At 70.5% G+C, this 11,550-nt stretch carries 10 protein-coding genes and 1 tRNA gene; 7 read left to right on the plus strand and 4 right to left on the minus strand.

From position 1 onward, the window contains the following. Nucleotides 1–32: 32 nt before the first annotated feature. The 4 genes from RIU97_RS24670 to RIU97_RS24685 all read left to right on the plus strand — a co-directional run bounded on the left by RIU97_RS24670 (nt 33) and on the right by RIU97_RS24685 (nt 4,805). Entirely contained in the window at nt 33–572 is a 540-nt protein-coding gene (locus tag RIU97_RS24670; RefSeq protein ID WP_404959755.1) for a DUF501 domain-containing protein, read from the plus strand. Beyond that, the gene (locus RIU97_RS24675; RefSeq protein ID WP_404959756.1) at nt 569–1,510 is read left to right on the plus strand and encodes an exopolyphosphatase; all 942 of its coding nucleotides are present in this window, start codon (nt 569–571) and stop codon (nt 1,508–1,510) included. The genes RIU97_RS24670 and RIU97_RS24675 overlap by 4 nt, the downstream gene beginning before the upstream one ends. A 390-nt stretch (nt 1,511–1,900) precedes the next feature. Continuing rightward, nucleotides 1,901–3,277, plus strand: a complete 1,377-nt coding sequence (locus tag RIU97_RS24680; protein ID WP_404959757.1) for an NAD(P)/FAD-dependent oxidoreductase — start codon at nt 1,901–1,903, stop codon at nt 3,275–3,277. Nucleotides 3,278–3,422: 145 nt separating this feature from the next. Beyond that, nucleotides 3,423–4,805, plus strand: a complete 1,383-nt coding sequence (locus RIU97_RS24685) for a class I SAM-dependent methyltransferase (protein ID WP_404959758.1) — start codon at nt 3,423–3,425, stop codon at nt 4,803–4,805. 94 nt (nt 4,806–4,899) lie between these two features. Here the strand turns inward: RIU97_RS24685 and RIU97_RS24690 are convergent, their stop codons facing one another. After that, on the minus strand, nt 4,900–7,452 hold the full coding sequence (locus tag RIU97_RS24690) for an ABC transporter permease (protein WP_404959759.1): 2,553 nt from the start codon (nt 7,450–7,452) through the stop codon (nt 4,900–4,902). A 59-nt stretch (nt 7,453–7,511) separates the two neighbouring features. Continuing rightward, nucleotides 7,512–8,276 carry an ABC transporter ATP-binding protein gene (locus RIU97_RS24695; protein WP_404962922.1) on the minus strand — a complete coding sequence of 255 codons (765 nt, stop codon included), beginning with the start codon at nt 8,274–8,276 and terminating at the stop codon, nt 7,512–7,514. 411 nt (nt 8,277–8,687) lie between these two features. Between RIU97_RS24695 and RIU97_RS24700 the strand changes: the two genes are divergently transcribed. Both RIU97_RS24700 and RIU97_RS24705 read left to right on the plus strand, forming a co-directional pair. Continuing rightward, nucleotides 8,688–8,769, plus strand: a tRNA-Leu gene (locus RIU97_RS24700). Nucleotides 8,770–8,915: 146 nt separating this feature from the next. Then, on the plus strand, nt 8,916–9,767 hold the full coding sequence (locus tag RIU97_RS24705) for a Bax inhibitor-1/YccA family protein (RefSeq protein ID WP_404959760.1): 852 nt from the start codon (nt 8,916–8,918) through the stop codon (nt 9,765–9,767). A 117-nt stretch (nt 9,768–9,884) separates the two neighbouring features. Here the strand turns inward: RIU97_RS24705 and RIU97_RS24710 are convergent, their stop codons facing one another. Further along, nucleotides 9,885–10,115: a DUF4287 domain-containing protein gene (locus tag RIU97_RS24710; protein ID WP_319721871.1), complete on the minus strand. Its 231-nt coding sequence runs from the start codon at nt 10,113–10,115 to the stop codon at nt 9,885–9,887. Nucleotides 10,116–10,216: 101 nt separating this feature from the next. On the opposite strand from RIU97_RS24710, the gene RIU97_RS24715 reads away from it, so the two are divergent. Next, the gene (locus tag RIU97_RS24715; protein WP_404959761.1) at nt 10,217–10,561 is read left to right on the plus strand and encodes a hypothetical protein; all 345 of its coding nucleotides are present in this window, start codon (nt 10,217–10,219) and stop codon (nt 10,559–10,561) included. Here RIU97_RS24715 and RIU97_RS24720 read toward each other — a convergent pair. Beyond that, on the minus strand, nt 10,545–11,360 hold the full coding sequence (locus tag RIU97_RS24720) for a hypothetical protein (RefSeq protein ID WP_327419269.1): 816 nt from the start codon (nt 11,358–11,360) through the stop codon (nt 10,545–10,547). The genes RIU97_RS24715 and RIU97_RS24720 overlap by 17 nt on opposite strands. Nucleotides 11,361–11,550: the final 190 nt, after the last annotated feature.

The raw sequence follows: 11,550 nt of genomic DNA on the forward strand, positions 1-11,550 counted from the left end.
CATAGAACCGAACGAAGAGACTTCCTCCAGGCATGCAGACGCCCCCGCCCCAGACCGACCGGACCGAGCCGACCGACGCGGACATCGAGGCGTTCGAGCAGCAGCTCGGCCGCCCGCCGCGCGGGCTGCGCGCCATCGCCCACCGCTGCCCCTGCGGGCAGCCGGACGTGGTGGAGACCGCCCCGCGGCTCCCCGACGGCACCCCCTTCCCGACGCTGTACTACCTGACGTGCCCGCGCGCGGCCTCCGCGATCGGCACGCTGGAGGCCAACGGCGTGATGAAGGAGATGCAGGCCCGGCTCGCCGAGGACCCGGAACTCGCCGCCGCCTACCAGGCCGCGCACGAGGACTACATCCGGCGCCGCGACGCCATCGAGGTGCTCCAGGGCTTCCCGAGCGCCGGCGGGATGCCGGACCGGGTGAAGTGCCTGCACGTACTGGTCGGCCACTCCCTGGCCGCCGGCCCGGGCGTGAACCCGTTCGGCGACGAGGCCCTGGCGATGCTGCCGGAGTGGTGGGCCAAGGGCGCGTGCGTCACGCCGTGCGGGGACAAGAAGGAGACGGACGCGTGACGCGGGTCGCGGCCGTCGACTGCGGTACGAATTCCATCCGGCTGCTCGTCGCGGACTGCGACCCGGCCACCGGTGAGCTGGCCGAGCTGGACCGGCGGATGACCATCGTCCGCCTCGGCCAGGGCGTGGACCGGACCGGGCGCCTCGCCCCGGAGGCGCTGGAGCGGACCTTCGCGGCCTGCCGCGAGTACGCGGCGGTCATCAAGGAACTCGGCGCGGAGCGGGTGCGCTTCGTGGCCACCTCCGCCTCCCGGGACGCCGAGAACCGCGACGAGTTCGTCCAGGGCGTCCTGGACATCCTGGGCGTCGAGCCCGAGGTGATCTCCGGCGACCAGGAGGCCGAGTTCTCCTTCACCGGCGCCACCAGGGAGCTCGTGGCGCACGATCACCTGGAGCGGCCGTTCCTGGTGGTGGACATCGGCGGCGGCTCGACCGAGTTCGTGGTCGGCGAGGACCACGTGCGCGCCGCCCGCTCGGTGGACGTGGGCTGCGTGCGGATGACGGAGCGTCACCTGGTGGTCGACGGGGTCGTGACCGACCCGCCCACCCCGGAACAGATCGCCGCCATACGGGCCGACATCGAGGCAGCCCTCGACCTGGCGGCCGAGACGGTCCCGCTGGCCGAGGCGCGCACCCTGGTGGGCCTGGCCGGCTCGGTGACCACGGTCGCCGGGATCGTCCTCGGCCTGCCGGAGTACATCTCCTCGGAGATCCACCACTCGCGGATCTCCTACGAGCAGGTCCGCGAGGTCGGCGAGCGGATGCTGACGGCGACGCACGCCGAGCGCGCGGCGATCCCCGTGATGCATCCGGGCCGGGTGGACGTGATCGGCGCCGGCGTGCTGGTGCTCCTGGCGATCATGGAGAGGGTGGGCGCCACCGAGGTCATCGTGTCCGAGCACGACATCCTCGACGGAATCGCTTGGTCCATCGCCTGAACGACCTTCGAACCAGGGGTTGAGGGGTCTTCGGACTCGTGATCCACATCAACTTCGTGAAGTTCTTCACAAGGAAAAGGGGCCTGCGGGGTCACTGGAAGGGCCGTTTGGGTCCCTCCGGAGGCCCTCGGGCCCTTTTCTGCGTGTGTTCGTGCGATCGGCGGACGCCGCGGGTTCCGTGTCGGAGGTACCGACGAACCCCTGTGGTCCAGTCCGGTTGAGGCCTTGGAGGCCAGTTCAGGACGGGTGAACAACGACTCCTGTTACACCGTGGTTCCCGTTGCGCGCCATGACGTCCGTCACGTGGGCGGCGGAGTGTAGCAGAGGCCCTCCCACTCCTTGTGAAGGGGCTCACGAGCGGCACCCCTTTGGGTGCTGGATACTCGTTGCATGAGCACCACGGAGCGTCCCAGGATCCTCGTTGTAGGAGGTGGGTACGTAGGCCTGTACGCAGCCAAGCGCATCATGAAGAAGATGCGTTACGGCGAGGCGACCGTCACGGTCGTCGACCCGCGCTCGTACATGACCTACCAGCCCTTCCTCCCTGAAGTGGCCGCAGGCAGTATCTCGCCTCGGCACGTCGTCGTCCCGCTGCGACGCGTGCTGCCCAAGGCAGAGGTTCTCACCGGCCGGGTCACCAGCATCGACCAGGACCGCAAGGTCGCCGTCGTCACGCCGCTGGTCGGCGAGGCGTACGAGCTGCCTTTCGACTACCTGGTGATCGCGCTCGGCGCCGTCTCCCGCACCTTCCCGATCCCCGGCCTCGCCGAACAGGGCATCGGTATGAAGGGCGTCGAAGAGGGCATCGGCCTGCGCAACCACGTCCTCGAGCAGCTCGACAAGGCCGAGTCCACGACGGACGAGAACGTCCGCCGCAAGGCCCTCACCTTCGTCTTCGTCGGCGGCGGCTTCGCCGGTGCGGAGACCATCGGCGAGGTCGAGGACATGGCCCGCGACGCCGCGAAGTACTACTCCACGATCAAGCGCGAGGACATGCGCTTCATCCTGGTCGACGCGGCCGACAAGATCCTTCCCGAGGTCGGGCCCAAGCTCGGCACCTGGGGCAAGGAGCACCTCGAGTCCCGCGGCATCGAGATCTACCTCAACACCTCCATGGACTCCTGCGTGGACGGCCACGTGGTGCTGAAGAACGGCCTCGAGGTCGACTCCCACACCATCGTCTGGACCGCCGGCGTCAAGCCGAACCCGGTGCTGGCCCGCTACGGCCTGCCGCTGGGCCCCCGCGGCCACGTGGACGCCCAGCCGACCCTCCAGGTCACCGGCACGGACTACATCTGGACCGCGGGCGACAACGCCCAGGTTCCGGACGTCGCCGCCCGCAAGGCCGGCGTCGAGAACGCCTGGTGCCCGCCGAACGCCCAGCACGCGCTGCGCCAGGCCAAGGTCCTCGGCGACAACGTCATCTCGGGCATGCGGGGCTTCCCGCAGGCCGAGTACTCGCACTCCAACAAGGGTGCGGTGGCGGGCCTCGGCCTCCACAAGGGCGTCGCGATGATCGTCATGGGCAAGATGAAGATCAAGCTCAAGGGCCGGCTCGCCTGGTACATGCACCGTGGCTACCACGGCATGGCCATGCCGACCTGGAACCGCAAGATCCGCGTCTTCGCCGACTGGACCCTCGGCATGTTCCTCAAGCGCGAGGTCGTCTCGCTGGGTGCTCTCGAGACCCCGCGCGAGGAGTTCTACGAGGCCGCCAAGCCCGCCCCGGCTCCGGCCGCCACGGCCCAGAAGGCCAAGGCTTCCTGACCCGGCGCCAGCCGGCAGGACCCTGAGCAGTACCTGCACGTCCCCGAAGGGGCCGCCCGCCATCCGTGGTGCGGGCGGCCCCTTCGGCGTACTCGGGCCCCGGGATGGGTAGACGGAGGGGTCGGAGCTTTTGTGGAGGTGCGCCATGACCGACGCCGCGCCGCGGCTGGCCGCTGTTGCCGAGACTCTGCTGGGTGCCCCGCTGCCGGTGCGCCTCCGGGCCTGGGACGGCAGCGAGGCCGGCCCGCCCACCGGCCCCGTGCTCGTCATCCACGACCGCCGCGCCGTGCGGCGGGTGCTGTGGAAGCCCGGCGAACTGGGCCTGGCCCGCGCTTGGGTGGCGGGGGAACTGACCGTCGAAGGCGATCTGTTCGCCCTGCTGGACCACGTGGCGGGGGTCCTGTGGGAACGGCCCCCGAAGGACGGGCCGCCGCCCCCCGCAGGCCGCGGCGGGCCGCTCGCGGCCCTGGAGGGCCTCGCGCGGCGCGTCGGACCGTCCCGTCCGCTCGCCGTGCCGGAAGCCGCCCGGCTGCTCCGGGACCCGGCGCAGCGGGCCGCCATACGGGAGCTGATCGCGCTCGCCGGACCGCTGCCGCCGCCCGCGCCCCCCGCCGAGGAGGCGGCCCGGCGGGGCGGCCCGCGCCACAGCAAGGGCCGCGACCGCCGGGCCATCAGCCACCACTACGACGTCGGCAACGACTTCTACGAGCGGGTGCTCGGCCCCTCGATGGTGTACTCCTGCGCCTACTGGAGCCCCGGCTCCACCCTGGAGCAGGCCCAGCGGGACAAGCTCGACCTGGTCTGCCGCAAGCTCGCCCTGCAACCCGGCGACCGCCTCCTCGACGTCGGCTGCGGCTGGGGCTCCATGGCGCTGCACGCCGCCCGCGAGTACGGGGTCCGGGTCACCGGCGTCACGCTCTCGCGGGAGCAGGCCGCGTACGGCCGCAAGCGGGTCGCCGAGGAGGGCCTGGCCGATCTCGTCGAGCTGCGCATCCAGGACTACCGGGACGTCAAGGACGGCCCGTACGACGCGATTTCCTCCATCGGGATGGCCGAACACGTCGGAGCCGACCGCTACCGGGAGTACGCCCGCACCCTCCACGCCCTGCTGCGCCCCGGCGGGCGGCTGCTGAACCACCAGATCGCCCGCCCGCCGGATCCCGACGAAGCGGCGCACCGGATCGACGAGTTCATCGACGCCTACGTCTTCCCCGACGGCGAGCTCTCCCCGCTCGGCACCACCGTGGGCGAGCTGGAGCGGGCCGGCTTCGAGGTCCGCGACGTGGAGGCGCTGCGCGAGCACTACGCGCTCACCCTGCGGGCCTGGGTGGCGCGGCTGGACGAGCACTGGGACGAGGCGGTGCGGCTCACCTCGCCGGGCCGGGCCCGGGTCTGGCAGCTCTACATGGCGGCCTGCGCGCTCGGCTTCGAGCACGGCCGGCTCGGGGTCAACCAGGTCCTCGCCGTGAAGCCCTCGGCCACCGGCGGGTCCGGACTGCCGCTGCGGCTGCGCACCTGGGGGGCGTAGCGGAAACGGCGTAGCGGAAACGTACGTGCACAACGGGACAGGACCCCGGGGCTCGTCGCCCCGGGGCCCTGTCCTGTCGCTGTCCCGCGTCCGGCTACTCGGTCTTGATGGCCGTCAGCATGTTCAGGCGGGCGGCGCTGCGGGCCGGCCACATGGCGGCCAGGACGCCGACCACGGCGGCCAGCAGGAGGAAGATGCCGATCCGGTCCCACGGGAGGACCAGTTCGTAGTTCGGCATGGCCTTCGCCAGCGTGGTGCCGACCGCCCAGGCGAGGAAGACACCGATGACGACGCCCAGGACCGCTCCGAAGAGCGAGATCACCACGGCCTCCAGACGGATCATGTTCTTGACCCGGCTGCGGTCGAGGCCGATCGCCCGCAGCATGCCGATCTCCTGGGTCCGCTCGAAGACGGACATCGCCAGGGTGTTGACGACACCGAGCACGGAGATGATCAGTGCCATGCCGAGCAGGCCGTACATGATGTTCAGCATCAGGTTGATCTGGCCGCCCATCTCGTTGCGCATGTCCTGCTGGGTGGCGACGTTGATGGCCGGGTTCTTGCCCAGGGCGTCGACGACCTTCTGCTGGCCGGCCTTGGACGCCCCGCCGTCGACGTTGACGTACACCTCGCGGATGAACGGCTCTTCGCTGTGCGGGCTGAGGATCTTGTCGTCGATGACGTACGGGGAGAGCAGGCCCTCCATGTCCTTGTAGACCGCGCCGACCTTCAGGGAGCCCTTCTCCCCGTCCTCGTACTGGACCTGGAGCGTCGAGCCGACGCTGAGCTTCTGGTCCTTGGCCGTCTTCTCGGCGACCGCGAGCTCACCCTTGCCGAGGCTGTCGAGCGAACCGCTGAGGACCTCCACGTTGAGCAGCTGGCCGATGGCGGCGGGGTTGACGCCGGAGGCCGACCGGAAGCTCTCGCCGACCATGAAGTAGCCGGCGGTCTGCGGGGAGACGGCCTTCATGCCGGGGGCCTTGGCCAGGGTCTCGGCCACCGACTTGTCGAGGCCGCCGATGTCGCCGGCCATGGAGATCCGGTAGTCCGCCTTGAGCTTCTCGGTGCTCATGCGGTCGACGACCTTGCCCACCGTGATGCCGAGCACGGACAGGGTCGTGACCAGGGTCAGGCCGATCGCCAGGGAGGCGGCGGTGACGGCGGTGCGGCGCGGGTTGCGGACGGCGTTCTGGGAGGCCAGCTTGCCGGGGATCCCGAACACCTTCTGCAGCAGCGGGCGGACGGCCCCGATGACCGGCTTGGAGAGCAGCGGCAGCAGCACGATCATGCCGATCAGCATGAAGAAGGCGCCCGCGCCGATGGTCATGCGGCCGGTGTCGCCGCCCGAGGACACGCCGAGCAGGACGAGGCCGATGCCGAGGACGCTGATGATCGAGCCGAGGACGTTGCGCACGACCAGGGACTTCGAGGTGGCCGGCAGGTGGGCGCTGCCCATGGCGGCGACCGGGGCGATCCGGCCGGTGCGCCAGGCCGGCAGCAGGGCGGCGAGGGTGGTGACCACGACGCCGATGACCAGGGCCGCGATGACGGTGCCCGGGGCGATCACGAGGTCGCCGCCCGGCAGCTTGGCGCCGAAGGAACCGATCACGGAGCGCATGCCGACCGCCAGGCCGACGCCGCTGAGCAGGCCGATGGAGGCGGACACGAGGCCGACGATCAGGGCCTCGGCGAGCACCGAGCGCATGACCTGACCGCGGTTGGCGCCGACGGCGCGCAGCAGGGCCAGCTCCTTGGTGCGCTGGGTGACCAGCATGGTGAAGGTGTTGTAGATCAGGAAGATGCCGACGAAGAGCGAGATGCCGGCGAAGACGAGCAGCATGGTGCCCATCTGGCCGAGGCCCTTCTCGATCTGCTTGGCCTGCTCCGCGGCGAGCGCGGCGCCGGTCTGCGCCTTGGTGTGCTTGCTGTCGATCAGCGGCTTGATGTCGGCGAGCAGCTTGTCGGCGGAGGTGCCGTTCTCGGCGCCGACCGACAGCTCCTGGAAGTAGCCGGGCTTGAGGTAGAGCTCCTGGGCGACCTTGGTGTCGAAGAGCACCAGGCTGCCGCCGGCCTGGACGGCGCCGTCCTCGGTCGTGAAGACGCCGGCGAGGGAGTACTCCTTGACCGGGCCGTTGGTGGCGACGCGGACCCTGTCGCCGACCTTGTAGTTGCCCGTGTCGGCGGTGGCCTTGTCGAGGGCGACCTCGTCGGCCTTGGCCGGCCCCGCGCCCTGCACGAAGGCGTAGCGCGGGTCCTTGCCGTCCTTGACGGGGGTGTAGTTGCCGCCCTTGTTGGACCAGCCGGAGCCGATCAGCTTGCCGCTCTCGTCACCCACGCCGGCGAAGCCGGAGACGCGGCCGGATACGGAGTCGACGCCCGGGAGCGCCTTGACCTTGTCGAGGGTCTGCTGGCTGAGGCCGGGCTCGCCCTCCTTCTGGCCGTTCTCGTCGCGGCCCTGGCCGTACGAGGTGACGGAGACGGCGACTCCCGCGTAGTCCTTGGCGCTCTGGCCGGAGAGGGACTTCTTGAGGGTGTCGGTGAAGACGAGGGTGCCGGAGACGAAGGCGACGCCGAGGGTGACGGCGAGCACCGTCATCAGCAGCCTGGCCTTGTGCGCGAGGACGTTGCGCAGGGCGGTACGGAACATGGGGGATCTCAGTCCTGGGGCTGGAAGTCTGGAGGAGGGCCGGGGAGGGAGATCCCGGGTCAGCTGGTGCGGCCCTTGGCGTCGAAGGCCTTCATGCGGTCGAGCACGCCGTCGGCGGTGGGCCCGTACATCTCGTCGACGATCCGGCCGTCGGCGAGGAAGATGACGCGGTCCGCGTAGGAGGCGGCGACCGGGTCGTGGGTGACCATCACGACGGTCTGGCCGAGCTCGCGCACCGAGTTGCGCAGGAAGCCGAGGACCTCGGCGCCGGAGCGCGAGTCGAGGTTTCCGGTGGGCTCGTCGCCGAAGATGATCTCGGGGCGGGAGGCCAGGGCGCGGGCGACGGCGACGCGCTGCTGCTGGCCGCCGGAGAGCTGGGTGGGGCGGTGGGAGAGGCGCTCGGAGAGGCCGACCATGCTGATCACGTTGTCCAGCCACTGCTTGTCGGCCTTGCGGCCGGCGATGTCCATGGGGAGCGTGATGTTCTCCAGGGCCGTCAGGGTCGGCAGCAGGTTGAAGGCCTGGAAGATGAAGCCGATCTTGTCCCGGCGCAGCTGGGTGAGCTGCTTGTCCTTGAGGGTGCCCAGCTCGGTGTCGCCGATCCGGACGGAGCCTGCGGAGAAGGTGTCCAGGCCGGCGACGCAGTGCATCAGCGTGGACTTGCCGGAGCCCGAGGGGCCCATGATCGCGGTGAACTGCCCCTGTCCGAAGTCCACGGAGACGTTGTCCAGGGCGACCACCTGGGTCTCGCCCTGGCCGTACACCTTGGAGAGGCCGGTGGCGCGGGCGGCCACGGCCTGGGCGGTGTGCGGGGCGTAGTTCATGGTGGTCACAGGACGGCTCCTCGATCTGCGGTGCGGGGACGATTCCATCCTTGCCGCGGGTACCCCCGCTCCGGATCAGCCGCCGAGCTTGTTTCCCGGCCCACTGGAGTCTGACGGAGGGGGCGTGTGCCTCCTCCTCTGGTATGACAGGAGCCCTGATCGGAGGGGCGGTGTCCCGGGGTGGCGGGAAGGGTGGCGCGCGGGGTGGCGCGGGCCATCGAAATCCCGTCAATCCCGTACACGTGGTGATCGGCGCCCAGAACGGGCCGACCGTGCATTCTCGGGCCTGACGATCCCTCAAGCGCCAATAAAATCAGACAACATCGGATTGACGGCCGGTCAGCGGCGACGGCGTTCCAGATAGGCTCGGATCAGCGTTGAAGGCTTTTTCCACGGGGGCCGCCACGCCCTGCCCGGATGGTGGAATGCAGACACGGCGAGCTTAAACCTCGCTGGCCTTCGGGCCGTGCCGGTTCAAGTCCGGCTCCGGGCACTCCGCAGCTCTCGCGAGGCTCGCTCCTTTATCCCCTGCGCTCCGCCCTGCCTTCTCCTAAGATCCTCCTCCAGCAGTAGGGTGCTTTCTTTGCGAGCGCATTACTCTTGTTGCAAGGCCGCGCTCGGCGGCCACGGAGGAGTGAGATGAGGAGCAGTAACCCGGTCTTCTCGCGACGGGGGTTCAGCCGCGACAACGGTGGCTACGCGGGCTTTGAAGCGCCGCAGCACCAGCAGGCCGGGACCAACCCGTACGCGACGAACCCGTACGCGACCGACCCGGCGACGGGTATGCCGCAGGCCCCGGCGCGCGCCAACGCGATGACCATGGACGACGTCGTGAGCCGTACGGCCATGACGCTCGGCACGCTCATCGTGACGGCGACCCTCGCCTGGGTGTTCCTGCCCGTCGACCCCGCCAACGTGAACAAGTCGTACGGCATCGCCATCGGCGCGATGCTGGTCGCGTTCGTCTTCGCGATGATCCAGTCCTTCAAGCGCAAGCCCTCCCCGGGTCTGATCCTGGCCTACGCGGCCTTCGAGGGCGTCTTCCTCGGGGTCATCAGCGCGGCCGTCAGCACCTACCTCGGCCCCGGCGTGGTCATGCAGGCCGTGATGGGCACGATGTGCGTCTTCGCCGCCGTGCTCCTCGGGTACAAGATGGGCTGGATCCGCGTCACCCGCCGCTTCTACGGCTTCGTGATGGCAGCGGCCCTGGGCTTCATCCTCCTGATGCTCACGAACACGCTCTTCGCGGTGTTCGGCGGCGGTGACGGCCTCGGCTTCCGCAGCGGCGGCCTCGGCCTCCTGTTCGGCGCCATCGGTGTCATCCTCGGCGCCTGCTTCCTCGCCCTCGACTTCAAGCAGGTCGAGGACGGCATCACCTACGGTGCCCCCCGCGAGGAGGCCTGGCTGGCGGCCTTCGCCCTCACCATGACCCTGGTGTGGATCTACGTGGAGATGCTGCGCATCTTCTCGATCCTCTCGGGCGACGACTAGCAGGACCCGCAGGCCGCCACGGCCTGCGCGCGGTACCCACAGCACGGGAAGGCCCCGCGAGCACACGGCTCGCGGGGCCTTCCCGCGTATAGGGGGCACGGGGGTCGGGGGAGGGGTTCAGCCGAACCGGCGCGCTGCTCTGCGCAGGTCGTACTCGTGGATGATCGCCTTGGCCTGGCCGTACGACAGCTCGTGCGCGCCGCGCAGCCAGCTCACCTTCTCCTCGAACCGGACGAGTGAGGGGCCTTCGTCGACGGCGCGGAGCCAGTCGGAGACCTCACGACCGGTGGTCTGGGGGATTCTGTCGATCATGTTGCGGTGTGTCTGCTCGGAGAACTCTACGGACATGGGCGCCTCCGGAGGTATCGCCGTGCTGTTCTCTTCCCGCCACCGTGCCGGAGAGTTCGCCCGTTGGCAATGGTGCCCGGGCGGCGCGTAGGGTCGGCCGGGTGCTTGATACTTCGCCCCTGACCGCCGTCGTGGAACGTTTCGCCGACCGGCTGCGGGCCTCGCCGCAGAGCCGCCTGCAGCAGGGAGCCGCCGCCGCGGCCCTGGAACTGGCCCGCGAGCTCTCCGTACGGGCGCAGCGGCTGGAGACGCCCGGGCAGGCGCCGCGGGAGCTTCCGGACGCGGGCATCTTCGTCGTCGGGGACCAGGTGGCGGTGGCCGGCCTGGACCTCGCCGAGGCGCTGCGCGCCGCCGCCGTCGCCCCGGACAGCGCGACGGCCCCGTCCGAGATGCTGGACGAGGCCGTGGGGCTGGTGGAGCAGGCGGAGATCAGAGCGATGCGATGACGCGGTCCGCGAGGATGTAGACGTTGCTGTCGGGGTCCTCGGAGTCGCCGCAGGAGAAGGTCAGCGCGTAGGCGCCGGAGATGCCCGAGCCACCGAGCAGGACCGGGGCGGTGCCCGAACGCAGGGCCTCGGCGAGGCGCTCCGCGGTCTCCCGGTGCCCGGGGGTCATGCACAGCGTCGTGCCGTCGGTGAAGACGTACACGTCGAGCGTGCCCAGCGGGCCGGGGCGGACGTCCGCGAGGGCCGTACGGGCCTCCGCGAGCTCCTCCAGGCGGTTGACGGTGCGCTCGTGGTCGGCGCCGGGGTGCGAGGCCTGGACCGGTACGAAGTCGGGGTGCGAGGGGTGGCGCCGGCGGGCGGCGGCCAGCTCGGCCGAATCCTCCGGGTAGCCGGGGAGCTCGTCGAGGGCGTCCTCGCCCAGGACGGGCTCCAGACCCACCATGTCGGCCTGCCGGGGCAGGAAGACGGGGCTGTCCTCGCCGAGCCCGGCCAGCCCGCCCAGCAGCGACGGGGCGTCGGCGGCGTCACGGGCCTCCTGCGCGGCCCAGAAGGCGCGCGCCTCGGCCAGCTCGCGCTCGCGCTCCTCGGCGAGGGCTTCGGCCACGGCGGCTCGTATCTCCGCGGCGGGGGACTCCACGGCGCTGCGGGCGTGCGGGACGGTCGCACCGCGGTGGTGGACCGGCGCAGCCAGCTCAGTGCGCAGGGCGGTGACCTGCTTGCGCAGACCGTGGACGGCGTGCAGCGCAGCAGCGCCCACGGCCGCGGCAGCGGCAGTGGTCAGCAGCAGGGCAAGAGACATGGCGCTCACTGACTAACTCCTGAGGTGATTCGATCCCCCGACTTCCTACATCAGAGTGTCCCGACCTGGGAATGGCGTGCAGTGCATTACGTCACGAATTGGACAGGGCTTTGGTCACACCCGCGCCCCCTGTATTGCCGCTGACCTGCGAAAACGCCAATCCCCCAGGAGATAGGTCACATCCTGGGGG

The sequence above is a fragment of the Streptomyces sp. 147326 genome (assembly GCF_045000215.1).
Taxonomy (GTDB): Bacteria; Actinomycetota; Actinomycetes; order Streptomycetales; family Streptomycetaceae; genus Streptomyces.